19 protein-coding genes are annotated in these 25,683 nt (G+C 39.2%); 16 read left to right on the top strand and 3 right to left on the bottom strand.

Going from position 1 to position 25,683, the window contains the following annotated elements; translation table 11 throughout:
• Positions 1–7 precede the first annotated feature (7 nt).
• Complete coding sequence (locus tag IV512_RS15345; RefSeq protein ID WP_209404906.1) at positions 8–1,264, top strand: bile acid:sodium symporter family protein; 1,257 nt, start codon at positions 8–10, stop codon at positions 1,262–1,264.
• A gap of 699 nt (positions 1,265–1,963) precedes the next feature.
• Here the strand turns inward: IV512_RS15345 and IV512_RS15340 are convergent.
• The 3 genes from IV512_RS15340 to IV512_RS15330 all read right to left on the bottom strand — a co-directional run bounded on the left by IV512_RS15340 (position 1,964) and on the right by IV512_RS15330 (position 5,667).
• Entirely contained in the window at positions 1,964–2,632 is a 669-nt protein-coding gene (locus tag IV512_RS15340) for a DNA-binding response regulator (protein WP_209404904.1), read from the bottom strand.
• Positions 2,633–2,644: 12 nt separating this feature from the next.
• Positions 2,645–4,504, bottom strand: a complete 1,860-nt coding sequence (locus tag IV512_RS15335; RefSeq protein ID WP_209404902.1) for a tetratricopeptide repeat-containing sensor histidine kinase — start codon at positions 4,502–4,504, stop codon at positions 2,645–2,647.
• Between the two features lie 197 nt (positions 4,505–4,701).
• Positions 4,702–5,667: a sugar phosphate isomerase/epimerase gene (locus tag IV512_RS15330; protein WP_209404900.1), complete on the bottom strand. Its 966-nt coding sequence runs from the start codon at positions 5,665–5,667 to the stop codon at positions 4,702–4,704.
• A 91-nt stretch (positions 5,668–5,758) separates the two neighbouring features.
• Between IV512_RS15330 and IV512_RS15325 the strand changes: the two genes are divergently transcribed.
• The 15 genes from IV512_RS15325 to IV512_RS15255 all read left to right on the top strand — a co-directional run bounded on the left by IV512_RS15325 (position 5,759) and on the right by IV512_RS15255 (position 25,607).
• Positions 5,759–6,256, top strand: a complete 498-nt coding sequence (locus tag IV512_RS15325) for a shikimate kinase (RefSeq protein ID WP_209404898.1) — start codon at positions 5,759–5,761, stop codon at positions 6,254–6,256.
• Between the two features lie 30 nt (positions 6,257–6,286).
• Positions 6,287–8,521 carry an alginate lyase family protein gene (locus IV512_RS15320; protein WP_209404896.1) on the top strand — a complete coding sequence of 745 codons (2,235 nt, stop codon included), beginning with the start codon at positions 6,287–6,289 and terminating at the stop codon, positions 8,519–8,521.
• Positions 8,522–8,545: 24 nt separating this feature from the next.
• Positions 8,546–8,917, top strand: a complete 372-nt coding sequence (locus IV512_RS15315) for a cupin domain-containing protein (RefSeq protein WP_209404894.1) — start codon at positions 8,546–8,548, stop codon at positions 8,915–8,917.
• A gap of 129 nt (positions 8,918–9,046) precedes the next feature.
• Entirely contained in the window at positions 9,047–9,811 is a 765-nt protein-coding gene (locus IV512_RS15310; RefSeq protein ID WP_209404893.1) for an SDR family NAD(P)-dependent oxidoreductase, read from the top strand.
• A gap of 639 nt (positions 9,812–10,450) precedes the next feature.
• Positions 10,451–13,450 (top strand): TonB-dependent receptor, encoded by a 3,000-nt coding sequence (locus tag IV512_RS15305; protein WP_245224852.1) that lies wholly within the window; start codon positions 10,451–10,453, stop codon positions 13,448–13,450.
• 22 nt (positions 13,451–13,472) lie between these two features.
• Positions 13,473–15,053 carry a RagB/SusD family nutrient uptake outer membrane protein gene (locus tag IV512_RS15300; RefSeq protein ID WP_209404891.1) on the top strand — a complete coding sequence of 527 codons (1,581 nt, stop codon included), beginning with the start codon at positions 13,473–13,475 and terminating at the stop codon, positions 15,051–15,053.
• Positions 15,054–15,316: 263 nt separating this feature from the next.
• The gene (locus IV512_RS15295) at positions 15,317–16,042 is read left to right on the top strand and encodes a FadR/GntR family transcriptional regulator (protein ID WP_209404889.1); all 726 of its coding nucleotides are present in this window, start codon (positions 15,317–15,319) and stop codon (positions 16,040–16,042) included.
• A gap of 219 nt (positions 16,043–16,261) precedes the next feature.
• Positions 16,262–17,542 carry an MFS transporter gene (locus IV512_RS15290; RefSeq protein WP_209404888.1) on the top strand — a complete coding sequence of 427 codons (1,281 nt, stop codon included), beginning with the start codon at positions 16,262–16,264 and terminating at the stop codon, positions 17,540–17,542.
• A 29-nt stretch (positions 17,543–17,571) separates the two neighbouring features.
• A complete protein-coding gene (locus IV512_RS15285) occupies positions 17,572–18,327 on the top strand; it encodes an SDR family NAD(P)-dependent oxidoreductase (protein WP_209404886.1) in 756 nt (251 codons plus the stop codon).
• Positions 18,328–18,370: 43 nt separating this feature from the next.
• Positions 18,371–19,411 carry a sugar kinase gene (locus tag IV512_RS15280; protein WP_100869814.1) on the top strand — a complete coding sequence of 347 codons (1,041 nt, stop codon included), beginning with the start codon at positions 18,371–18,373 and terminating at the stop codon, positions 19,409–19,411.
• A 6-nt stretch (positions 19,412–19,417) separates the two neighbouring features.
• On the top strand, positions 19,418–20,641 hold the full coding sequence (locus IV512_RS15275; RefSeq protein WP_209404884.1) for a 6-phosphofructokinase: 1,224 nt from the start codon (positions 19,418–19,420) through the stop codon (positions 20,639–20,641).
• 6 nt (positions 20,642–20,647) lie between these two features.
• Positions 20,648–21,313 carry a bifunctional 4-hydroxy-2-oxoglutarate aldolase/2-dehydro-3-deoxy-phosphogluconate aldolase gene (locus IV512_RS15270; RefSeq protein WP_209404882.1) on the top strand — a complete coding sequence of 222 codons (666 nt, stop codon included), beginning with the start codon at positions 20,648–20,650 and terminating at the stop codon, positions 21,311–21,313.
• Between the two features lie 23 nt (positions 21,314–21,336).
• A complete protein-coding gene (locus IV512_RS15265) occupies positions 21,337–23,658 on the top strand; it encodes a chondroitinase-B domain-containing protein (RefSeq protein WP_209404881.1) in 2,322 nt (773 codons plus the stop codon).
• 21 nt (positions 23,659–23,679) lie between these two features.
• The gene (locus tag IV512_RS15260; protein ID WP_209404879.1) at positions 23,680–24,540 is read left to right on the top strand and encodes a hypothetical protein; all 861 of its coding nucleotides are present in this window, start codon (positions 23,680–23,682) and stop codon (positions 24,538–24,540) included.
• 62 nt (positions 24,541–24,602) lie between these two features.
• Positions 24,603–25,607, top strand: coding sequence for a sugar kinase (locus IV512_RS15255; RefSeq protein ID WP_209404877.1), 1,005 nt, complete (start codon positions 24,603–24,605; stop codon positions 25,605–25,607).
• The last annotated feature ends 76 nt before the right edge of the window (positions 25,608–25,683 follow it).

The raw sequence follows: 25,683 nt of genomic DNA, 5'->3' as shown, positions 1-25,683 counted from the left end.
TAGTTTCATGCGAAAATACTTTCTTTGGACCGCACTTTTACTGTTTGTTTTATCTGCCATTGGCGGATTTCAAGAAATACCGGTACTATGGAAAGTGACATTGATTTTGGGTGCTGCAAGTTTGGCAATTGGTGTGGGATATCTAAAATCACTTGAAGGCTATCAATACACCTTTTGGATAATTGCCGCAGTAATTGCAGGTATGGTGTCACCAGAGTTCTTTTTGAATATGGGTGGCGTAGATCTTCGCAATAAATGGCTTATTCTTATTATTATACAATTGGTGATGTTCGGTATGGGCACTCAAATGAGCATCAAAGATTTTACTGGTATTAAAAAATCAGGAAAGGGTGTTCTTATTGCCCTATTGGGCCAATTTACCATAATGCCATTAATTGGCTTTGGTATAGCCAAAACTTTTGGGTTTGATGCTGAAATCGCAGCCGGCATTGTACTTATAGGGTCTTGTAGTAGCGGTCTCGCCTCTAACGTGATGACCTATATCGCCAAAGGCGATTTAGTGCTATCGGTTACGGTAACGGCTATTTCTACGCTAACAGCACCCATAATGACCACTTTCTTAATGAAACTGTTTGCTGGTACATTTATAGAAATTGATTTTTTTAATATGATGATGTCAATCGTCAAGATTGTATTGGTACCCTTATTGGCGGCCATGATTCACGATGTGCTAAAAAATTATGGTCCAGGTTTAAGAAAGAAAATTTACTATGTAGCATTATTTTCTGCAATTTGGTTGTTGATGGCCTTGCTTTTTATGAACACGCTCATCTCGTCAGATATAAGTACAGTGGCGACTATTTTTGAGATTATCAATTTTTTATGTGGTGCGGTCCTCGTTGGGTGCCTATATAATTTCCTCTCTAAAAAGTACGCAAAATTAGATGTAATAATGCCTTATATCTCGATGTTCGGTATCGTTTATTTTACATTGGTAACCACGGCAGCTGGGCGTGACCATTTACTCGAAATAGGTGCTTTACTTTTTGTAGCGGCGGTATTGCACAACAGCGCAGGTTATTTCTTCGGCTATTGGCTGAGCAGGGCAACTGGACTTAATAAAAAACAGAGTCAGACCATAGCCTTTGAAGTCGGATTGCAAAATGGAGGCATGGCTTCAGGTTTGGCAGGGTCTATGGGTAAACTTGCGACACTTGGTCTGGCGGCGGCTGTTTTCAGCCCTTGGATGAATATTTCAGGGTCAATGTTGGCCAATTATTGGCGCAAAAGGAACGAGAGATGATAGATTAGATTTAACTGAAAAACCATTTTACTATACTTTCACCCCAAGTTCTTCTTCTGCTTTGGCTTTTAACTTCATAAGTTTAGCCAGATTGTTTCTTGAAATTGACATTTCTTGAAAGAGTCTATGCGCTATCTTTTTTTGATGTTCATCTTCAAACCGGTCAGGGTGACACTTGTGGCAAAGTACTTTGTGTAATTTTTTAGCCTCTTGGGTACTTCGTGCAAAAGCATCGGACTCTTTATTAGGTATGTCGTTGTTTTTTAAGTACTCATATTTGTTTTTATCCGATTGATAATTTCTATGGGCTTTAAAGAGAATAGCAATTATAGCTAATATGACTAATCCCTCAATTATTACCGCAACATATCACCAATTGATTGCGGAGGCTACATTAGTCAATTCAGCTTTTGAGTCGCTTACTTGCGCAGGTAGTAATAGCAAATAGGTGAGGTTTTTCATAGAGCTGAGTTTTAGTGAGTGACCTGCTATACCCTATTTGATTAAAAAGACCGAACCTGCATAATTGAATGATCCCCCAATCATTGGTTAGCAGGCCGGTCTAATTTCTCAATGTAGAGTTGATATATGGTCGATTTGTTAACACATCACAAACCTAGACTCAATAATTTTATATACTTTACAGATTTCCGTAAGGTGGCGAAGTTTTTGATTTAATGCCTATTAAGATACTGCCGGTCATATTTTACCTTGTTTTATCAGCTTGGCAATAAGGTGATGGGTGTTTCTTGCTTCAAACTGATCGAATAAGCGACTTACTTTCTTATCAATGGTACTTTCACTATTAGGAGAGACATTTTTTTTCTTAAGCTTTTCCGATATTTCTTTTTTGGTAAAGCCGTCGGCGAGATCTTTTAAAATTATCAGATCGTACTCATCTAGTTCAAAAACAGTATTGGCTTTTTTTAGATTAATTTGCGGAGATACATAAGTTCTGTTTTGGTCAACCTCATGTATAGCGGTTATCAATTCATTCAACCCGTTGCGGCCTTTGCATACGTAACCATTTATTTTTTGTTCTGTGAACAAGGTATTTATTTCAACAGGGTCATCTACCATTGAGTTGACAATTATATTAATGGAGGGATCAATTTGTCTAACCTCTTTGATCAATTCTTGCCCAGAGGTAAGTTTTCGGGTAATGGGCCCCTCTTTAAATGATAGGTCGGTAATCAGTAATTCATAGGGTGTGCCTTCGGCGATTGCGGTCTTAAAACGGTTAAAAGTATTGTCGCAATACAATTCTTCTTGTATAATACAGTCAACTTGCAATCTACTTTCAAGCGCATTGACGATACCCTTGTTCGTGTCTTGAAAATCTTCGGAAACCAAAATTTTTTTGAACATAACCGCACTATTTTAATTCGGAATCTTAATGTTGGCGGTGAAACCTTCACCTTTGTTTGAATCAAAAGTAAGGGTTCCTTTTACGGCATGAATACGCTTTTCTGTATTCAGAAGTCCATTTTTATTTTTAATGGGTGTTTTTGCAGTGCCAACACCGTTATCGGAATACGCGACTTTTAAACTTTGATTTGTTTGGTTAAAGTCGATAAAGACCATGGTGGCCTCACTATGCTTTTGCATATTGATCATTAATTCTTGCAGTACTTTATACAGCGTTTTTTTTGAAAGTGGCGATATGCGGGTCCAATCTATTTCTTTGCTTCCGGTAACAAAAAGTTGGATGTTTTTCGAATAGGCTTCAAGCACGCCGAATAAGTTGTCTTTATAGCTTGGTCCGGTATCTACATCATTAATTTCCCTAGAGAACCTTCTACTTTGGTCGTACAGGACTCCTACCATATCAAGTACATCTTTCCTATCGCTTCCGTTCTGCAGTAACACCATGGCGTGGTTCAGTTTTCCTCCAAAATCATCATGAAGCTTTCTTGAAAGGGCAGCTTCAGTCTCGTAGGCAGCTTCAATTTTGGCAGTGCGGTTCTTCTGCTTTAGTCTTTTACTGCGTTGAGCCATAAAGAGGCTGATGAAAAGTGCGGCAAGAATGACGACGACCAAACCGGAAATCAAAAGAATGCTCTGGCTTCGCTGTTTTGTAGCTTCTAGTTCATGTTCTAAATTAATACGTTGTAAACGTTGAATCGATTCTTGTTTGAGTTGGTCGTCGTAAATGTATTTTGCAAACTGGGTCTTAACTTTTAGCTCTTGTTCGTACAGGCTGTCTTGCAAATAAACATAGCGATTTCGCAAATTGATATTTGTAGGTTCGAGCGGCATCAGAAATTGCAAGGCATCTGTCTCTGCTCGGGGAATTTTCAACTTTCGTGATAATTGAATGACCGAATCGAAATAGGTCTTGGCCATTTTCGGTCGTGTTTTGCTAAAGAACTCTCCTAGGTGAGTATAACTAGCTAAGAGCCCTCGACGGTCATTCTCCTCTTTACGAATTCGAACCGGTGTAAGAAACTCTTGTTGATTTACCTGTGCCCCTGAAAGCCACCGTGCGTAAGCTAGATTGTCTAACATACGGGCATGAAGTTTTTTATTTTTCAACCTTTCGGAGCTTTTTGAAATGGTATTTAAAAGTGATAAGGCCTCATCGTACTGTGCATTATCGATATAGGTGGCGGCAAGATTATTTTCATAGAGCAACTTCTCTTCGGTGCCGCTTGCCTCTGAGATAGCCTTGCCATAACAGTCGATAGCTTCTTCATAGTTTAAGAGTTTTCTATGATTAGTGGCCAAAGTATTGTAGCAGTGGGTGGTTAATGGGGGTTCTTTGAGAAATGTCAAGGCCTCTACCAATGTTTCTTTACTGCCAAAAAAATCGTTTTGATTTTTTTGTATGACTCCAATATTCATCAAGTTTTTGCCTGCTAAGCTACTGTCGTTCAATTTCAGGGCATAGTTTTTTGAAGCAGTGTAGTTTTCTATGGCTTTGCCGTAATCACGGGTGATTTGCTGATAGTAATAGGCAAGTAAATAGTAATGTTTGGCCAAAACCGTAGAGCTATTGATCTCTGTCTTGTGCAGTAGAAGTATATTACTATTGTTTAAAAGACTATCGTATTGCCCCAAATTTAAGTGTATATAGTTTTTGTAATAGAGCACTTCACCGAAGATTGAATCGTAAACTCTAGGGTTTAGTTTCGAATACGCATGTTGTATAGCGTCACTTCTATCTTCAAGGGAAAGTTCTTTGTTTTTTGCGCGTTGGTAGTAATACGATATGCTATCGCTTTCAATAGCCGTGTTCATAAGGTTACCTTCATCTCGAGGTTGACAAAAAATAAATAGGACGAATGAAACTACAAGTGCTATCTTTTTCAAGAGTGATGGAGATTATTAAACTGAAGTGGCATAATTGGTTAGCTGTGCCAAATTACTCAAAATTGTTTTTAATTTTTTAGATGGATTTATCGGTATCAAAAATAGAATAGAGCGTATTTAGTAAATCATCCAGCTTGTTCCCAAGTCATTTTTAAATAAGTCAGATCTTTTTTCATTTGTTTAAAGATTTCCTTTCTATCAATGGAAATTTTTGACATACCGTGTTCGGCTCCTCCTAGGTCATATTCGAGATGTAAGGAGACAGGCACTTGAATACCATATTTTTTTAGAAGTGTAAAGTACCGCTTGAAATCTACCATTCCTTCTCCGAGTGGTGTATTTATCGGTTTCCAAACACCGTTGACTTGGCCCCATTTGAAGTCTTTAATAGCTATGGTATTGATATGATTCTTGATGAGTTTTAGACCGAGTTCCCAACTGCTACCTCCTTCGACTACAGCATGTCTAATATCATATTGTGAACCTATGTGCCTCGAGGTAAAATCTTTAATAATTTGGTAGGTGTCCCAAATCGGGGCACCAACATATTTTCCTGCATGGTTTTGATACGAACCTTTAAGCCCTAACCGAGCATTAAATTTTTCTAGTTTAGAGAACCGATCGGTTAATTCTTTGATTTGTAGTGGTATGGGTTTTTCCTCCTCATATTTGAACCAGCCCATACGATAGTGTTTAAACCCGAGCTGGCTAGCTGTTTGCAACAGAGTTACATCAGTATCTCTTTGAGCGTCTAAAATATTTGTAGTCAGTAAGTCAGGCTGCAATCCCATATTTAACATGGCTTCAACTGCTTTCGGCAGTTTTTCGATAACCTGATCGGGTTGTACGTGTCCATGAGGTCTCACAGTAAGATCTAAACCGTCGAAGCCCATATCGGCAGCTGCCTCCGACATGTCGAAGTAATTTAGAAATTGTAAATGTTTTGAGAATAAATGAACTTTCAAATTACTTTTATTTGGCGATGCCAGTGGCAATGAATTTGCCATGGGCATTAAAGGAATACCAGCCGTCACCAAGCCTGATTTTTGTATAAAACCTCTGCGGGAGAATAACTTAGGGTCTTTGCTCATAGAATAAAAGTTTTTTGAAGTTAACTTTTTGTTATTGATTAATTATAATTATATTTGGTTATCCAAATTGGTTAACCAATTTTTATTTTTGATGAAAAAGAACAATCATATTGTAGTTTTAGTTGGAGTTTGTGGTACCGGAAAGAGTGTTATAGGTGAAAAGGTGGCCAATAGATTAGAGGTCCCATTTTTCGACGCAGATATATTATTCAAAGAAGAACTGCTCGAAGCTAAAAAAGATAGCGCTTCCATTTCTAATAATTGGTTGACCGCAATTACAGACCTAATCGATAAAGAATTCTATAAAAAGGGCTGTGTTGTTTCTTGTTCCATTTTAAAAAAGGAACAGCGGCTATTGCTGGCGAAGAATATCGGTCACGAAATTGATTGGGTATTTATGCGTGGCACGTATGAAGAGGTGAATCAGCGTTTAGAGAAAGGCCTGACTCAACCACTGACCGAATCATCCTTGGAGTCTGATTTTCAAGTTTTGGAAATACCTAAAAGAGCCCTTGCCGTAGATATATCTTCAACGCCACAGGAAATGGTAGATACCATTTTAAAGTATCTAGCGCGAAAATATGGTTGATTTATAGACCATGACAACTTAATCTATACTATGAGACAATTTTCTAGAACTTCTTTCTTCGCTTTTTTGATTGTTACTCTGTTTGCATCTGTAAATGGTCTCTCTCAAGAACACCCTAGCTTGATTTTAACCAAGGAAGGAGTTCGAAACATAAGGGCGGAATTAGGCAACATACCCCTCTTTGATGCTACATTGGAGCGTGAGAAAAAAGAAGTAGATGCAGAGATTGCTCAAGGCATAAATACGCCAATACCGAAAGATTACTCCGGAGGTTATACGCATGAAAAGCATAAAAAAAACTTTTTGATTGCTCAAAAAGCAGGAGTACTCTATCAAGTGCTTCAAGATGAGAAGTACGCCAAGTATATCAAAGAGATGCTTTTTCAGTATGAGGCCATGTACAAAGATTTGCCATTGCACCCTAAAACACGGTCTTATGCCAGAGGTAAGTTGTTCTGGCAATGCCTGAACGATTCCAATTGGTTGGTTTATATGAGTCAGGCTTACGATTGCATTTATAACTATCTGTCTAAAGAAGAGCGCAACACGCTCGAAAACAATCTTTTTAAACCTTTCGCAGACCACATTTCTGTAGATAGTCCGCAATTTTACCAAAGAGTCCATAACCATAGTACTTGGGGCAATGCAGCGGTGGGCATGATCGGTTTGGTAATGAACGATCAAGAATTAATTGATCGAGCTTTATATGGTATAAAAGATTTGAAACTAGATGCCAAGGCAAAAGACGATGATGGCGGGTTTTTAAATCAAGATGGAAAAGCCGGTTTTTTGGCGAATATAGAGGAACCCTTTTCTCCTGATGGATATTATAATGAAGGGCCATATTATCAGCGGTATGCCATGTACCCATTTCTCATCTTTGCCACGGGGCTTGAAAATGTAAAACCAGAACTGGAAATATTTAAGTTCAAGGATAGTGTTCTATTAAAATCGGTTACTGCACTTCTAAACCTTACAGATGCCGATGGTGAATTTTTTCCTCTAAATGATGGGCAAAAAGGCATGTCATATTACGCAAGAGAATTGGTTACGGCCGTAGATATTGCCTATCGTTACGGAAATCAAGATGCAAGTTTATTGTCCGTGGCACAAGAACAAGAAAGCGTATTGCTCGATGATTCTGGTTTAGCGGTTGCGCTGGGGGTAAAAAATGGAAAGGCAAAACCATTTGAAAAAAAATCGATCAATTTATCAGATGGCCCCGAGGGCAAACAAGGGGGGGTTGCTATCTTGAGAAGTAAGGATATTGAACTTGTATTTAAATATGCATCTCAAGGATCAAGCCATGGGCATTATGACAAGCTCTCATATTCTCTTTATGCAAAAGGAGAAGAAGTTATTCAAGATTATGGTCTTGCTAGATTCGTGAATATTGAACAAAAAGGAGGGGGCAATTACTTAAAAGAAAATAAAACATGGGCGAAACAGACCATAGCCCACAATACAATTACGCAAAACGAGGCTTCTCATTTTGATGGAAAATTTGAAATTGGTAGTAAATATCATTCCGAACTGTATTTCTTTGATGATTCAAAAGCGAACATAAAAATTGCAAGTGCGAAAGAAAAGAATGCATACCCAGGCACCCAAATGCATCGCACTATGGCCCTAATAACAGATGAAGATTTAGAACAACCGTACATGTTGGATTTGATGAGGGTAACTTCTAACAAGGTGAACAAATATGACTTCCCCTACTATTTCAAAGGTCAGGTAATACAAGCAAATTTTGAGTATCAAACACCTAAATCATTAGATGTATTAGGAAATAACCATGGCTATCAACATTTATTTGTAGAAGGGGCTGCGAAAGCTTCTGACGATAACAGTAAATTATCGTGGTTAAATGAGGGTGAATTTCATACCCTAACTTCAGTAACCCATGCTAATGATAATTTAATTTTTACAAGAATTGGAGCTAACGACCCTGAGTTCAATTTGAGACGCGATGCGGGTTTATTGTTAAGAAGAGAAAATACAAAAAATACCCTTTTCGCTTCAGTAATAGAAGCACACGGCAGCTACAGTCCCATTTCAGAATTGGCCATAAATTCTAATAGTAGCATAAAAAAAGTAGAGGTGCTCGTTGATACTGATGCTTATACTGCCATTCGAATAACTCTTGTAAACGATAAATCAAAATTATTTATCGTAGCAAACAATAATGGTTCAAAAGAAGAAAGCCATAAGTTGAAAATCAATAACAAGAATCATACATGGGTAGGTTCTTATTATTACAATTAATTAATCTTAATAAAATAGATCAACATGAATAGATTTAGTGAAAAATACATCATTACTAAAGAGATGGAATGGGAGGCCCTTGGGGGGGGAGTATCCAGAAAATTCTTGGGTTATGATAACCAGATTATGATGGTGAAAGTGAAATTCGAAAAAGGTGCATTGGGCACGCCACACCAGCATTTTCATACGCAAGCAACCTATTGTGTTGCGGGTAAATTTGAATTTGAAATTGATGGTGTAAAGCAAATCGTGGAAGCAGGAGATGGAGTATACATTGAACCTAATTTATTGCACAGTGCAGTCTGTTTGGAAGAAGGTATATTAATAGACACTTTTAGTCCTGTGAGAGAAGACTTTTTAAGTGGGGGAGAGGTATCTTATTTTGGAGATAAGTAATTAAAATACTGGTAAATTACCGGACGGACAATTTTTGTTCTGTAGCTTGAATATAGGTAAACTGAGAATATTATTAAGCGAATATTAATTTAGGTATTCATCTGTAGAAATAACTGTTAAGGGTATTTGATGAACAACAAAATATCAGGAAAGAACGTGATTGTCACTGCAGGTGCCCAAGGAATTGGCGAAGCTATCACTAAGCACTTTATTGATAGCGGGGCTAATGTAGCCATACACTATTTTTCAAGTAAAGATACTGCAAACCAATTAACGGAGTACGCTGCCGCCAAAGGGCAAAAAGCCATTGCTATAAGTGCTGATTTAACTAAAGAAGCAGATGCGAATGCAATAGTTCAACAAGCTGTGGATGCGTTTGGAGGTTTAGATATTTTGATCAATAATGCGGGATCACTTATTGCCCGCAAAAAACTTAATGAAATAGAACCGGAATTCTGGCACAGAGTTATGGATATTAACTTAACCTCTATGATGTATGTTACCAGAGCCGCCTCTACTCATCTATCAAAAAATGAGAACAGCAGTATTGTGAATTTAGCATCGCTCGCTGGGCGAAAAGGTGGTCATTCAGGTTCGCTTGCCTATTCTACCAGTAAGGGGGCTATATTAACATTTACTAGAGCACTTTCCTCTGAATTGGGTTCGGAAGGAATACGAGTGAATGCTGTCGCACCAGGTCTAATTTTAGGTACTTCATTTCACGACACGCACACTACAAAAGAGTCTGCTACTGCGACTGTTTCTGGTATTCCAATTCAACGGGCGGGCAATGCAGATGATGTGGCAAGGGCTGTTTTATACTTGGCATCTGAGTATAATGGCTTTATTACCGGAGCTACACTCGATATTAATGGCGGTGTATATAATATGTAGGCTTTTGAAGTAGCATAGGTTCTGATTAAGTAAGACGGATGCCGATTAAACCTTTCGAGAAATTTAAACTGTTGCAGGAAAGAGGCTTTATTACTTTCTACACATATTTGTGTCGTTTTCGAAACAGCTCTCATTATGGTGAATTTCGGTATCGAACTGTTGTTTTCTTAGATTTAAGCAAGCTGATTGTGAATTTACGAGGTTTGAGAATGTTAAAATTTTCAATTTGCTAAAAATACCTTAAAATTTATTTGAATTTAATTTTCTATTAAGATTTAATTAGTATATATTTGGTAAACCAAATTGGTTAACCAGTATGGAAAACCAATAAGGCGGACTCAAGAATGGTACTAACTAAACAATATTAAGATGGAATGCTAAATGCGAAAAATAAAAAAAGGACGGGTGCACGCCCATCCTTTTTAAAATGATTACTTCATTCTGAAGGGAAGTAATACTCTAAACATGTACATATTACTATAAACACATTTCCTGCAAAAATAGGGTTTTTCATTCAACTCAACTGAAAAAGTGTGGTTAGTAAATTGAAGATTTTGATGTGATTCTCAAATCACATTTATTCATCGGGCTTGAAACGAGCTTAGGTGATTTCGATTCAACAAACTTAATTTAACACAAATGAATTTAAAAACTAGATTAACACTAACGATGATGCTGTTGCTCAGCATATCATTATTTGCACAAGACGGTTATACATTGACCGGTACGGTAAACGACGAGACTAATGTACCGATACCGGGTGTCAATGTCGTTATTCAGAATACTACTACGGGTACTTCAACAGATTTTGATGGCAATTTTTCCATCAATGTAAATGCAGGGGATGTTTTAGAATTTTCTTCGTTGGGCTATTCGAGCAAGAGTATTACTATTGATAATCAGCAAACTCTCGATGTGATACTCGCAGAAGATGCAAGCCAGCTAGACGAGGTAGTTGTAGTGGGTTACGGATCTCAGAAAAAAAGCGATATTACAGGCTCTGTTTCTTCGGTAAAATCTGAAGAATTGACTGCATTTCCATTGGCAAGCGCCGAGCAAGCCCTTCAGGGCCGTGCGGCGGGGGTCGTTGTTCAGTCTAACAATGGTGGTGAACCCGGTGCTCCTATTGCAATTAAGGTAAGGGGTAACACATCTATTGGGGCAAATAGTGGTCCGCTCATTGTAGTTGATGGTTTTGTCGGCGCAACGATGCCGCAACCAAATGATATTGAATCTATAGAAGTCTTGAAGGATGCTTCGGCAACCGCAATTTACGGTTCTAGAGGTTCTGGTGGGGTTGTATTAGTGACTACCAAAAAAGGTAGAACCGGTAAAATTTCAGTAGAGGTCAATACCGCATATTCTATTCAAAATACGGCGAACAGGCTAGATTTGTTGAATGCAGATGAATTTGCCAGATATCAACAAATTATCAACCCTGCCTATGTTCAGGGGCCGGAAAACACCGATTGGCAAGATGTAATATACAACTCAGGTAGTACGGCCAATCACCAATTTTCTTTCTCAGGGGGTAGTGAGAACATAAATTTTTATGCCTCGGCAAACTACTTTAAACAAGATGGTATTGTAACCAACTCCGATTTTGAAAAATTAACTTTCTTGTCTAACATAGATGCACAAGTTACCGATAAGCTAAAATTGGGTATGAACCTTTTTGGTAGTAGAGGTACCAAAAATGGTGTGCTTACACAGTCTACGGGCGAAACTGCCAATGGTGGTGGTGATGATGTTATTTCACTTGCCTTTAGATTCACTCCGGATAGGGGTATATATGACGACGATGGTAATTTTACACAAAATTCTGTTGGAGATGGTGTAGAAAATCCATTTGCGGTGGCCAACGAATTGGTCAATGAAACTAAGACGGATAATTACAGAACCAACCTTTATGCGAATTACGATATATTAGACAACCTAAGCTTTAAAACTACCTTTGGTTATAGTACGGTTAACGAGACTGTAGGTGCTTTCAAGCCACAAACTTTTCAGCTTTCCACTGGTTTTGCAAGTTTGGCGAACAGAAGAAGTACCAACCTTTTGAGTGAAAATTATTTAACTTACAACGCAGAGTTAGGTAAGGGTAATTTAACTTTATTAGGAGGTTACTCTTATCAAAAGACAAATACGATACGATTTTCAGCACTAACTCAGGAACTGCTTTCCGACGACTTCCTTTTTTATAATTTAGCCGCTGGTCAAGTTCAAACCCGTAGGGTTACCTCATCAATTTCTGAATCTGAAATTCAATCTCAATTTGGTAGGTTGAATTATGATTACGGCGATAAATATTTATTGACCGCTACCGTAAGAAGAGATGGTGCATCGAACTTCGCCGAAAATGAGAAATATGCAATTTTCCCTTCTGGTGCTATTGGTTGGAAGATATCGAACGAAAACTTTTTGAAGGACAGTGAGACCATTTCCAACTTAAAATTAAGAGCTAGTTATGGGGTTACGGGTAATCAAGCGATATCTCCTTATCAATCATTGGCCGAACTGGCTGTTACTCCGGCAACGGCTATAGAGTCAGACCCAACTGTTTCAGTTTCTCAAGAAGCTAATCCAGATTTAAAATGGGAATCGTCATATCAGACTAATCTAGGTCTTGATTTAGGTCTGATCAATAATAGAATTGCACTTTCACTAGATTATTACAATATTGATACTAAAGATTTATTGCTCGAAACCGCAACATCTCCCGCCTATAGTGGGGCAGTAGATTTAGAGGTTTTCTCTAACGTAGGGGAGATTAATAATAAAGGTTTTGAAATTACTTTAAGTACCAGAAACGTAAGTAAAGAAAATTTCAGTTGGACGACCGATTTCAATCTTGCTACTAACAAAAATGAAGTTGTTAAACTTAATAACGGTGATATAATCGATAGTGCTGCTCCAGGTTATTTTGCAGGTAAAGACACTTATATTTTAAGAGAAGGTGAGGCTATCGGTCTTTTCTGGGGGCTTGAATATCAAGGAGTTTACCAAGGAGGTGATTTGCCTGCGGGTACGGCGCTTAAAGGTGGTTTTGCTGAAGCTGGCGACCCGTTGTTTACCGATGTAGACGGTAGTGGTGAAATTGATACGGGTGATCAAAAAATTATTGGAGACCCTAACCCTGACTTCACTTTTGGTTTCACAAATAATTTCAGATATAAAAACTTAGATTTAAATATCTTTTTTCAAGGCTCTCAGGGTGGTGAAATTATAAACCTTACCAACGTGCAGTTATTTAATGGTGATTCAAACTCGATTACAGATGTTTTCGATGCTTGGTCTCCCACTAATACAGATTCAAATATACCTTCCAATAAAATCAGGGATAGAGAAATATCTTCTCGATTCATTGAAGACGGTAGTTATGTAAGGCTTAAGAACATAGCTTTAGGCTATACTTTTCCTTCCGATATAATTGAGAAGATCGGAGTAGATAACCTTAGACTATCTATCAGTGCACAGAATTTGCTAACGTTTACAAAGTATACCGGTCTTGATCCCGAAGTAAGCTATTTCGGAAGTGGTGGTGGAGATACGGGATCCGCCAATGTTGTGCAGGGGCATGATTTCGGAAATTATCCAACAATCAAATCTGTCAACTTCGCACTCAGCTTAAAATTTTAATTGCAATTAAAAAGAAAACATCATGAAGACATACAAAATTTTAACCCTATTGTTGATGGGGGTCTCAATCATAGGATGCTCAGATTTAGAAGAAGACCCGATTACGGAATTAAGTCCCTCTAGCTATTTCAACTCTTTAAGCTTAGAACAGGTAGAAGGCTTTACGAGCGGTGCATATGCACATATGGTACATAGAAACTTTATGTCTAGGGAAATGACACAGGCTCTTATGTTCCGTAGCGACATGATGGCCATAGGTAGAACCGGGGCTCAAGAGCGAATTGATCATGACAATTTCACCGTTCAAGCCGATAATGGCTTAATTGCAGGCGGTAGTAATGTTTATTGGCCAAAGGTTTATCAAATTATCGGTGCTGCCAATGAGGCCGTAGCCGCAGGTAAATTATTGACCGAAGGCGACGAAACGGAAAAGAATGAGGTTATTGCTAGAGCGCGTTTTGCCAGGGCATTCGCTTATTTTCATTTGGTAAGACAATTTGGCGACATTCCTTACTTAGACGATACCACTGTATTGTCTGAAGCGGTTGTTGCACCTAGAACCCCTGCGGCTACCGTTTATGAAAATATCATAGCAGATTTAGAATTTGCAAAAGAAAATCTGCCCAATACCCAACCTTCCAGGGCCATACCTGCGAAGTCGGCTGCTAGCGCCTATTTGGCCTTGGTATACCTAACTTTAGAGGAGTGGCAGAATTCTTATGATGAAGCTAAAGAGATTATTGATAATGAGGGCACCTATAATTTAGGCTTAGAGCCAGATTTTCAAGATTTGTATGATGCTATTAAAATCGATGAATCTTTAGAGCCGATTTTTGTTCTGGATTATACCGGTACATCAGATGGAGATCAAGGTAGAGACTATCAAGCGGCATTCACGGGTATTCGATCTGATGAACAGTATGATATGGGCGGTGGCTGGTCTGTAGAGGTGCCTGCTCTTAAAGTGTATACCACTTGGGATCATAAAGATTATAGAAGAGCGGTTACTTTTGATTCTACTGCCGTACACAATGGTGTGGTTGTACCCTATACCATATTCACCGATGGAGATGGTACTGCTGTAAACCGACCTCATGTTGCCAAATATACCCGAATGGCAAGTAAATTACCTCAACAAGATGGTAATGGTAGATCATCACATTCTAATTATATGATGATGCGCTATGCCGAGGTTTTAATGATAGGGGCTGAAGCGGCAAACGAATTGGGCAATATGGCTGATGCCGAAGCTTGGGCCAATCGAGTAATGGCTAGGGCTAGAGCTGGTGGAATTTCCAATGGAAATACGCCAAGTGAATTTCCTGAAGATTTTGTTGGCTTGTCTCAAGATCAGTTTAGAACTAGAATTTTAGATGAGCGTAGGTTAGAATTTGCTTATGAGATGAAGAGATGGTATGATATTGCCAGAAGAAAATTAGGTGATGAAGTGTTCGGCCCTAATGGTTTAGAATCAGAGGTGTCTACAGAATCTGGAGTCGGTCCAGGTCCGAAGTCTTTTGACCCGGCGAAAGATTACCTATTTCCGATTCCTCAATCTGAGATAATCATAAACCCGAATTTAACACAGAATCCTGGTTATTAGGTTCTATAGAGAGTTTATGGTTTTTGATAATTATTTGAGTAGAAATAATAGTAAAATACGTGATGCAAAGAGAAGTTGTTTGAGTTAGTTTTTTTGGAAGAGGTCTACCGATTTTCAAAAGATCGGTAGATTTTCTAAATCCTTAAAAAATAGGCTGAAAATTTGCGATGTATTAATTGAATAATACTTTTTTAGCTAGGTGTTTTTTTATAATTTTAACAAACCAAACTGGTTAACCAATTTCTGAATTTAATTTGGCATTTATGAAATTAGAATTATTGACAAAGAATGAGAACAGGGAAATTCAAAACGATATTATTTCCAAAATTCGTGATTTGATCAATTATAAGAATCTAGAACCGGGAGACAAACTTCCAGCAGAACGGGTTCTAGCCGAAAAATTCGAAGTAAGTAGAAGTAATGTTCGCTCAGCTCTACAGAAATTGGAGTTTTACGGTATTCTATATAGTAAGCCCCAAAGTGGCACCTTTATCGCTGAGATTGGCCAAATTGCCATGAACGGTATGATCGAAGATATTTTGGGTCTGGCAGAGCAAGACTTTAAATCGTTGGTAGAGACCAGAATTTTACTTGAGCTTAAAATTGTAAAAATGGCGGCTTTACGTCGTACCGAGGAAGATTTACAAAGAATCAAAGAAACCTTGGATGCCTATAAGATTAAAATGGTTAGTGGTGAAGCCTGTGTAGAGGAAGATTTATTGTTTCACTTGGCGATTGCCTCGGCATGTAAGAACAGTACTATGAATGCGCTGATGTTGCTGATTACCCCAGAAATTATTGTGGCTTATGAAGAGGATAAGGTATGTCAAGGCGATGTGGCCCTGGCTCAAATAAGAAAACACGAAGATATTTACAATGCTATAAGGGACCAAAACCCACAAATGGCCAAAGAAAAAATGAAGTCTCATTTCACTAAGTTGTACGATTACATTTATGGTGAGAATAGAAATGTTGTGAATAAAGGATAGAAGTGCACGGTCTGTCTTTTACGAATATTTAACTGAAGGGAAATAATACTTAAATCTTATCTGACCGTGGCGATGCTTGTCTCATAGGTGTTGCCGTTCCATACGAAAAAGCATTTGAGTAATTGATTTAACGGGCTTTGCCCGTAGAACACTCCATATACGGGGCAAGGCGACTATTGTCTTGATTATAGCACAAAGAATTAATATAAAAGGTTCAAAATGAAGGTTAAAGGACTTAGATGGTACGTTATTGCCCTAATATGTTTGGCAACGGTCATTAATTATATAGATCGTACCGCATTCGGTGTTATGTGGCCCGAAATGGGCAAAGATTTGGGTATGGATGAGGGAGACTACGCCATCATGCTAAACGTCTTCATGATTACCTATGCGGCCGGTAAGTTTCTATCGGGTAAGCTGTACGATATGATAGGTACGCGTATGGGTTTTGTCGTTTCGATAGTGGTATGGTCGGTGGCGTCGGTACTACATGCTTTTGCTAGAGGTCTTGTTTCGTTAACGCTTTTTAGGGCTATGTTGGGTCTGGGAGAAGCGGGTAACTGGCCAGGAGCGGTAAAAAGTAATGGGGAATGGTTTCCGGTCAAGCAAAGGGCTATCGCCCAAGGTATTTTTAATGCGGGCGCATCATTGGGTAGTGTTATCGCACCTGTTTTGATTGCCTATTTATACAGTCACTTCGGGTGGCGCTCCACCTTTATAATTATTGGTGCTATCGGTTTGCTTTGGGTAATTCCGTGGTTGTTCATTAATAAAGCAAAACCAGAAAGGCATCCATGGATAACGGAAGAAGAGCAGAAATTGATCCTTGCAGATAAAATAGTCTTGGATCCAACAATCGAAGATAAAGAGAAAGGGCTTTCCGTAGCAAAAATTTTGAGTTACAAAGAATCGTGGGGCGTACTCATGTCCCGCTTTTTTATAGAACCGATATGGTGGCTTTTTGTGGGGTGGATGCCACTTTACCTAAACTCTAAATTCGGTTTTAGTATAGAAGAAATCGGATCTACAATTTGGATATCGTACTTGGGCGGTATGGCAGGTAGTATCATCGGTGGTTGGTACAGCGGTAAATTAATGGAGACAAAAACAGTAGATGCTGCAAGAAAGATTACGATAACCATTGGCGGGGCATTGATTTTCTCAGGCTTACTGGGAATAATTTTCTTGGTGACCGAAAATAACCCAATGACTTTTATCTATATCGTCGCCATCGTGCTGTTTGGCTTCCAATTTGCCATCGGCAATATTCAGACGATTTCAAGTGACCTCTTTCGTGGGCCATCGGTAGGCACATTGGCGGGCTTGGCCGGTACGGTCGCTGCCGTCTCTGTTATCATTATGAATTCATTGATTCCAATGATAGCATCCGTATCGTACACTCCGGCATTTATTGTGATTGCAGTATTGTCTCCATTGGCGGTGTTGTCGATTTACGCTTTAATTAAAAGAATACGACCAGTAGAAATTGAATCAGTATAAATAAGATAATAAACATTAATAATAGTAAGATGAAAGCAAAAGTAGCAGTGATAACAGGAGCGACCGGTGGTATTGGGTTTGCCGTAGCGAAAAGATTAGGAAAAGATGGGTACACCGTTATTCTTAATGGCATAGATGATAAAGCAGGTGCGGAGAGAGTAAAAGAACTTACTGATGCAGGTATAACTGCCGAATATTATGGTTTTGATGTTACCAATGAAGAAGCCGTTACCAAGAATATAAAGGCAATCGGCGAGAAATATGGTAAAATAGATACCCTTGTTAACAATGCAGGTGGTCTAGGAGGAAGATCAAGATTCGAGGAAATGACTACCGAATTTTATCGATCCGTAATGGCATTAAACCTCGACTCGACATTTTTTGCGTCAAGAGCGGCAATTCCTTTCCTTAAAAAGGGAGAAGATGCCTCTATCATCAATTATACTTCAAACGCAGCTTGGACAGCCGGTGGGCCTGGAGCAGGAATCTATGGAACATCTAAAGCCGGTGTTCATACCATTACCAAAGCTTTGGCAAAAGATTTGGCGGAGTACGGTATTAGGGTAAATGCGGTATCTCCCGGTACGATTGACACCCCTTTTCACGCTCAGATCAAAGCGACGAAACCAGAAGTTTTCGCTTCTTGGGCAAATAGCATCATGCTAGGCAGATTAGGTCAACCCGAAGATGTAGCCGGTGTGGTATCTTTTTTAGCGAGTAGCGATGCAAAGTTTATTACAGCTGAAACTATTCAGATTGGCGGAGGTCAAGCTTTAGGTATCTAAATAGTACCAACTAACGAACAATAATAGAGCAATACCATTTGAAATGAAAAAAGTAGTAACCTTCGGTGAGATAATGTTGAGGTTGGCTCCTCAGGGATTTTTAAGATTTTCTCAGTCCAATTCTTTTGATGTTATATATGGAGGAGGAGAGTCGAATGTAGCCGTATCGCTTGCCAATTATGGTGTTCCCGTAGATTTTGTGACGCGTTTGCCAAAGAATGATATTGGCGAATGTGCCATGATGGAAATGCGAAAAAGAGGCGTAGGTGTCGATAAGATTATCTATGGAGGCGACCGTCTAGGAATATATTTCTTGGAGACCGGGGCCGTTTCGAGAGGAAGTAAAGTAGTCTATGACAGAGCCCATTCCGCAATGGCGGAAATTGAAAAGGGAATGGTCGATTGGGACAATGTTTTTGAGGGAGTTGAGTGGTTTCACTGGACGGGTATTACGCCTGCCATTTCACAAGGTGCGGCAGATGCTTGTCTTGAAGCCGTAAAAGCTGCCAGCGAGAGAGGAATCACAATTTCTACGGACTTGAACTATCGAGCCAAACTTTGGAATTATGGTGGTGACCGAGAAGCGATTATGACCGAGCTTACAGCATATTGCGATATTGTTTTGGGTAATGAAGAAGATGCTGAAAAGCATTTTGGCATTCATCCCGAAGGTCTAGATGTTCATAAACATGGTCACGATGTAAAAGCGGAGGCTTTTCTTTCGGTGTGTAAACAGATGATGAAGAAATTCCCGAAGGCCAAAAAAGTGATCACAACGTTGAGAGGTTCTATTAGTGCCTCTCATAATACCTGGGCCGGTGTGCTATACGATGGTGAGAACATGTACGAATCTCCCCAATATCAGATAACAGATATCGTTGACCGTGTAGGGGGAGGCGACTCGTTTATGGGCGGATTGATTTATGGGTTGTTGAAGTATCCTGAAGACGATCAGAATGCTTTAAACTTCGCAGTGGCCGCCTCGTGCCTTAAGCATACCATTAAAGGTGACGCCAACTTGGCTACAGTAGCTGAGGTTGAAAAGTTAATGAGTGGAGATGCCTCTGGAAGGGTAGCGAGATAAAACGCCATGAGTTCGAAAAAATCTATATTAATTTTCTGTGGTGGGGGCCCAGCCCCCGGTATCAACGCGGTTATAAGTACCGTAGCCAAAATTTTTTTAAAAGACGGTTATCGTGTACTGGGTCTACATGAAGGTTTTAAGGGTATTTTTTCAGAAGAACCACAAATTAAAGAGTTCGATTTCGCTCATGCGGATCGTATTTTTAGTCGCGGGGGCTCTACTTTGATTATGAGCCGCTTTAAGCCTAAGAACGAAAAGTTGAATACTCGTTTGTTCTTAGATAATAATGTCAAGTTAATGGTAAGTATCGGTGGCGATGATACTGCTTCTTCAGCCAATAGAATTACGGCCTATCTAGCTAAAGAGAATATTGCCATAGCAAATATTCATGTTCCCAAAACTATCGATAATGACCTTCCGTTACCAGATAGAAACCCCACGTTCGGTTTTCATTCGGCAAAAGATGAAGGGGTGCGCATAGGCAATACTACGTATGAAGATGCCCGAACCAGTAATAACTGGTTCGTTATGTCTACTATGGGTAGATCGGCGGGCCATTTGGCATTCGGTATCGCCACTAGTTGTCATTTTCCAATGATGGTTATACCTGAGATGTTTGACAAGACCAATATTACTTTCGACAAGGTAGTTCGTTTGATTATCTCGTCGATGGTAAAACGAAAAATTGAGAATGTCAAATACGGTGTTGCCTTGGTCAGTGAAGGGGTGTTTCATATTATGCCGAAATCGGAACTTGATAATTGTGGTATCAATTTTACCTATGATGATCATGGTCACCCAGAATTGGGTAATGTGAGCAAGTCACATATTTTTAATGTACTGGTTCAGGCACGTTTAAAAGAATTGGGTATAACGATTAAAAGTAGACCGGTCGAATTGGGTTATGAATTGCGTTGTTGCCGGCCCATCGGTTTTGATCTGACCTTATGTACCCTGCTCGGTATCGGGGTCAAGAAATTATTTGATGAGGGGTTAAGTGGATGTATAGTAACCGCGAATTCACGTGGAGAGGTAACCCCACTTTTCTTGACCGATCTTCAAAATGAAGAAGGTAAAATTGAACCTAGATTAGTAGATATCAATTCGGAATTTGCTAGACTCTGCTTTCAAAATTTGAATTACTTGACCGAATCGGACTATGACCGTGCAAAAGCATATCTAGACCATCCTGAGAAATATGATTTTAATAAGATTTTAAATAGAGCGTAGCTGATTATGGCACAATATTCAAGAATTGAAGTAGTAAATTCGATGAAAGATACAGGCATGGTGCCTCTCTTTTACCATCCTGATATAGCATTGGGAAAGAAGGTGCTTAAAGCCTGTTTTGATGGCGGTGCACGATTAATGGAATTTACGGCCAGAGGTGATTTTGCTTATGAGGTATTTTTGGAACTGAACAAATACGCAGTAAAAGAACTTCCGGGTATGATTATGGGTGTAGGTTCGATAACCGATGCAGGTGCAGCTTCAATGTTCATGCAGATGGGCGCAAACTTCATTGTAACCCCATCTTTAAGGGAAGATATCGCTAAGGTCTGCAATCGTAGAAAAGTATTATGGTCACCTGGCTGTGGATCTCTCACTGAAATTAATGCTGCCGAAGAGCTCGGTTGTGAAGTGGTGAAACTTTTTCCTGGTTCTACCTACGGTCCCGGATTTGTAAAAGCAATAAAAGGTCCACAACCATGGACAAGCATTATGCCGACCGGTGGGGTAAGCACTGATGAAGAAAATTTAAAAGGTTGGTTCGATGCAGGCGTTACCTGTGTTGGAATGGGGTCTAAACTCATCTCCAAAGAAATTCTGAATGCACAAGACTTTAATGGTTTAAAAGTGCTTGTTGAAAGTACTTTGAATACCATTCAAAAAATAAAGTAGAACTCGATTAAAACTCTTAAGAAATGAGAATTCAAAATAAATTTATGGCTCTAGCAATTTTTCTGCTATTGTTTTCATGTGGTGAAAAATCGGCATCTACAGGGGTTTTAGTCAAAAATAGCGATGAGCTAAGGCAGGCATTAAGTGAAGTAGGGCCTGGTAGCGAAATCGTTATAGCTGATGGAATTTATAAGGATGTTCAAATGAAGTTGTACGGTTTGGGTACAGAGAACAAGCCTATAACCTTACGGGCCGAAACACCGGGAAAAGTCTTTTTTGAAGGGCAGTCAAATCTTCACTTAGGGGGTGAATATCTAGTTGTCAACGGACTTTATTTTCGAAATGGATATTCGCCGGAAAAAGGTATTATCCGATTTAAAATTGGCAAAGACAGTATAGCGAATAACTCTAGGGTGACGAGTTGTGTTATTGATGGCTTTACTCGACCAAATAGATGGGAAAATGATAGGTGGGTCGAGTTTTATGGAAAACACAATCAGCTCGACCATAGTTATATTGCAGGTAAATCAAATGATGGGGTTACATTAATGGTCTATCACACCGGTAATGAAAACACGAACAATCATCATCAAATTGTAAATAATTATTTTGGCCCAAGACCAAGAAAGGGCGGTCCAAGAGCGGAGACGTTAAGAACAGGCGGTAGTGAAACCTCAATGACGCCAGGTTACGTGAACGTTTCCAATAATTTTTTTGAGGCCTGTAATGGGGAGGTAGAGATTATTTCAGATAAGACGAATTTTAACTCGTTTACCAATAACATATTTTATAAATGTGAAGGCTCACTGGTACTTAGACATGCCGATTATGCCACTGTAGATGGTAATATTTTCATCGGTGGCGATGATTCTAACTTCTATGGCGGTATTAGGTTGGTCAATACCGGGCATTGGATCACCAATAACTATTTCTATAAAATCAGGGGCGAAGAGTTCAGAAGTCCGCTGGCTGTTATGAACGGTATCCCGAAATCATCATTAAATCGATACAAGCAAGTTACAGATGCGGTAGTTGCGTATAATACTTGGGTCGACTGTTTATCACCTTGGCAAATTGGGGTTGGGCAAAACAAGGCGAGTGCCGATGTGCTTCCCGCAAGTGAAATTCGTTCGGCCCCTCCAATTCGCACCACCATAGCCAATAACTTTATTTACAATACCAAAGCAGATAAGTCGCCAGTAGTAAATCATGATGATATTAATGGTGTTCTTTTCGAAAATAATATTCTTGATAATTATGGCAGTGCATTTAATCAATTTGAATCTTTACAGAATGAAAAGGTCAAAGTGAAGCAGGTAAACGAATGGTTGTTCGTTCCTGAAGAGGGGCAAGACGATATACTCGCCGAAGTATTCGATGGTTATGATTTTAAAAGAATAGAAAAAGATCTTTTTGGTTCATCAAGAGGTGATAAAAATAGAGTGGGGGCGATAGCTGATTTGTCCAGGGCCAATAACTATGAAATTGATAGAACTAAGTATGGCCCAGAATGGTTTTCTCCCGATAAAGAGGCTTCCGAACCGAATATATTGAGTGCTACATCGGCAGAGGGTGAACTGCAAAATACTATTGCTCAGGCTAAAGATGGAGATGTTGTTGAACTTTCTGATGAGGTTTATACTTTGAAAACTTCCCTTAAAATTGACAAAAACATCACCATTCGCAGTAAGTCAAATGATAAGGTGCAACTAGTATATGAGGGAAAAGAAAATACAGCTGCCTTCCAAATGAATCCAAAAGGAGTGTTGCATATGAATAATGTTACTCTTACGGGGCAAGAGAATCAATTGGCTTTTGCCCCACTGGAGAAAAATATGTCATCTGCATATAATTTATACATCGAAAACTGTGTCATTGAAGATTTTGAATATGTATTGAAAGCGACTACGGGTTCCTTCGCCGATTCCCTTGATTTCAAAAACTCTTTAATTCAAAATTGTAAAAACGGATTTGTTCTCGCAGCTGAAGAAAAAGGCAACTATAATGCTGAGATGGTAACTTTCGATTCTTGCGAGTTTAAAAATGTAGACCAAAATGTAATTCATTTCTACCGCGGCGGGTATGACGAGTCTACTATTGGTGGTTACTTAACAGTGAAAAACTCAACATTCACGGCTTGTGGAAGTAGCGATAAAAGTTCTACATTGATTAAAACACCAGGTATTATAAATGTGAATTTAGAGGATAATACTTTTCAAAACAACCAAGTGAAATTAGTGGCGTTGTTATGGGGTGCCAAAAACAATACCCATTCCGGTAATGAAATTTCAAACTCAGGAAAAATTGAAGTGCAACAGAATATTGAGTTGAAATTGTTGTATTAACGATATCAAAAAGTTTAAACCATGAACAGTTTTCAAATTTTTAGAAATTACTTCATTAGTCTATGTTTTGTATTTGCGGTTCTTTTTTCATCCTGCAACAGTTCACCTGAAATAGTCGTTCAAGATATGAATATGGTAATGCCAGATGGAGAGTCCGTTTTTACAGAAGAGTTGCTGAAGGGTGAAATAGCCGAAACGAAAATTGAGCATATTGCCTATCAGGGGCCGATGACAAAAACAATCAGTCTAACAGATGAAAATGTGACGATGTTTTTGTTTATGACCGGCAACGCAACTATAAAAACAGATACAATAATTCAAGATGTTGCACCTGAATCTATTGCCATACCCATGAACGGAAGTAATAGTATTAAAATACAAGTGCCAGAGAACGAACAACTACATTTTTTACAGTTTACCAAGAAGTTGTCGAAACAAGACCTAGAAGATTTGAAGAATTTTCCGGAGAAGAACAAATATGACCTCTTCTACACAAGATTCGTAGATTGCGAACCATATACCGAAAAAATAAAGAGTCCTAACACAACTAGTAGAACGGTGCTTCCGGCTGATATTGTTCCTAGGGTTTCATTGGGTACGGTCGAGGCCATGGGGCCGGATAAAGTTGGTGCTCATGAGCACCCGATGCTAGACCAACTTTTCTTAGGGCTTTCAGAAAATGATATTATCGTGCATGCAGATGATGCCTCAACAGAATTAAAGCAATACTCGTTGTTACATATTCCTATTGGCTCCAGCCATGGTGTTACAGTGCATGATAATAAGAGAATGAATTATATGTGGATGGATTTTTTCTTGACAAAAGAAGGTCAAGAATGGCTTAAGACACATAAGCCTACCAGTACCGATGATAAAAAATAGTGCTTATTCGATCTTGAGAATTTGCCCTCACTTTTGTAAAGGAATTAAAACTGAAAGCTAGGATGCCTAAAAAGCTAATCACGTTTGGGGAGGTAATGATGCGATTATCCCCACCGGGCTATTCTAAATTTGCCCAAGCAACATCTTTAGAACTCGTCTATGGTGGCGGTGAAGCGAACGTAGCCATTTCGTGTGCTTATTTGGGCATGAAAGCGTCCCATGTGACGCGTTTTCCGAACAATGCTTTGGGTAAGGCGGCTACCCAGTTCTTACGTAAGCACTGGTTAAGTACCGAACATGTGATTTATGGCGGCAACATGCTGGGGAAGTACTTTTTGGAAAAAGGAGCGGCGCATCGATCAAGTGAGGTAATCTATGAAAGGGAGGGCTCCGCTTTTTCACTAATAGAACCTTCTATGATAGATTGGCAGAAGGCTCTTAAAGGTGCAGACTGGTTTCATTGGACAGGCATTACCCCTGCTATTTCTGAGGGAGCGGCAAAATGCTGCTTAGAGGCTATCAAAACTGCCAACAAAATGGGCGTTAAGGTTTCAGGTGATATTAATTCTCGTGATAATATGTGGAAATATGGTAAGACCATGCAAGAGGTGATGCCGGAATTGGTTCAAAACTGTGATGTGGTAATTACGAGTAGCCGAGGAATACACGAAATGTTCGGGGTAGCGGCCCCGGAGGATAAGTTTAGGGAGGCTTCCAAAAAACTAATGGACAAATTTCCGAAGATTAAGAAAGTAGTGGGTAAAACCAGAAAATCTATCAGTGCTTCACATCAGCAAATACAGGGTAAAATGTGGAATGGAGAGGAGTATATTAAAACGGAAATCCTGAATATTACCCCCGTCATTGATCGTGTCGGTACCGGTGACGCTTTCGCTTCTGGTCTCATTTACGGTTTGCTACACTACGATAACGACCTTCAAGCCCTGAATTTTGCTTCAGCAGCCTGTGCCTTAAAACATACCGTTCCCGGTGATGTCAATATGGTATCTTTAGAAAATGTGACCAGTTTAATGGAAGGTGATACCTCGGGAGCCATTAAAAGGTGATAGATGATGTGTTCAGGAGAATAATAGGCTTGAGGTAGAGTTAATATTGAACAGAATGTAATTGCCCAATCAAATT

Origin of the sequence: Pseudozobellia sp. WGM2 (assembly GCF_017810075.1) — a bacterium.
Classification (GTDB): domain Bacteria; phylum Bacteroidota; class Bacteroidia; order Flavobacteriales; family Flavobacteriaceae; genus JADNYK01.
Note: the sequence above shows the minus strand (reverse complement) of the source record. Positions and strands in the feature narration are given on the sequence as shown.

What these genes read in the sequence shown, in the direction of transcription:
- IV512_RS15345 (WP_209404906.1), top strand. Translation starts at nt 8, where the DNA reads ATGCGAAAATACTTTCTTTGGACCGCACTTTTACTGTTTGTTTTATCT.
- IV512_RS15340 (WP_209404904.1), bottom strand. Translation starts at nt 2,632, where the DNA reads ATGTTCAAAAAAATTTTGGTTTCCGAAGATTTTCAAGACACGAACAAG.
- IV512_RS15335 (WP_209404902.1), bottom strand. Translation starts at nt 4,504, where the DNA reads ATGAACACGGCTATTGAAAGCGATAGCATATCGTATTACTACCAACGC.
- IV512_RS15330 (WP_209404900.1), bottom strand. Translation starts at nt 5,667, where the DNA reads ATGAGCAAAGACCCTAAGTTATTCTCCCGCAGAGGTTTTATACAAAAA.
- IV512_RS15325 (WP_209404898.1), top strand. Translation starts at nt 5,759, where the DNA reads ATGAAAAAGAACAATCATATTGTAGTTTTAGTTGGAGTTTGTGGTACC.
- IV512_RS15320 (WP_209404896.1), top strand. Translation starts at nt 6,287, where the DNA reads ATGAGACAATTTTCTAGAACTTCTTTCTTCGCTTTTTTGATTGTTACT.
- IV512_RS15315 (WP_209404894.1), top strand. Translation starts at nt 8,546, where the DNA reads ATGAATAGATTTAGTGAAAAATACATCATTACTAAAGAGATGGAATGG.
- IV512_RS15310 (WP_209404893.1), top strand. Translation starts at nt 9,047, where the DNA reads ATGAACAACAAAATATCAGGAAAGAACGTGATTGTCACTGCAGGTGCC.
- IV512_RS15305 (WP_245224852.1), top strand. Translation starts at nt 10,451, where the DNA reads ATGAATTTAAAAACTAGATTAACACTAACGATGATGCTGTTGCTCAGC.
- IV512_RS15300 (WP_209404891.1), top strand. Translation starts at nt 13,473, where the DNA reads ATGAAGACATACAAAATTTTAACCCTATTGTTGATGGGGGTCTCAATC.
- IV512_RS15295 (WP_209404889.1), top strand. Translation starts at nt 15,317, where the DNA reads ATGAAATTAGAATTATTGACAAAGAATGAGAACAGGGAAATTCAAAAC.
- IV512_RS15290 (WP_209404888.1), top strand. Translation starts at nt 16,262, where the DNA reads ATGAAGGTTAAAGGACTTAGATGGTACGTTATTGCCCTAATATGTTTG.
- IV512_RS15285 (WP_209404886.1), top strand. Translation starts at nt 17,572, where the DNA reads ATGAAAGCAAAAGTAGCAGTGATAACAGGAGCGACCGGTGGTATTGGG.
- IV512_RS15280 (WP_100869814.1), top strand. Translation starts at nt 18,371, where the DNA reads ATGAAAAAAGTAGTAACCTTCGGTGAGATAATGTTGAGGTTGGCTCCT.
- IV512_RS15275 (WP_209404884.1), top strand. Translation starts at nt 19,418, where the DNA reads ATGAGTTCGAAAAAATCTATATTAATTTTCTGTGGTGGGGGCCCAGCC.
- IV512_RS15270 (WP_209404882.1), top strand. Translation starts at nt 20,648, where the DNA reads ATGGCACAATATTCAAGAATTGAAGTAGTAAATTCGATGAAAGATACA.
- IV512_RS15265 (WP_209404881.1), top strand. Translation starts at nt 21,337, where the DNA reads ATGAGAATTCAAAATAAATTTATGGCTCTAGCAATTTTTCTGCTATTG.
- IV512_RS15260 (WP_209404879.1), top strand. Translation starts at nt 23,680, where the DNA reads ATGAACAGTTTTCAAATTTTTAGAAATTACTTCATTAGTCTATGTTTT.
- IV512_RS15255 (WP_209404877.1), top strand. Translation starts at nt 24,603, where the DNA reads ATGCCTAAAAAGCTAATCACGTTTGGGGAGGTAATGATGCGATTATCC.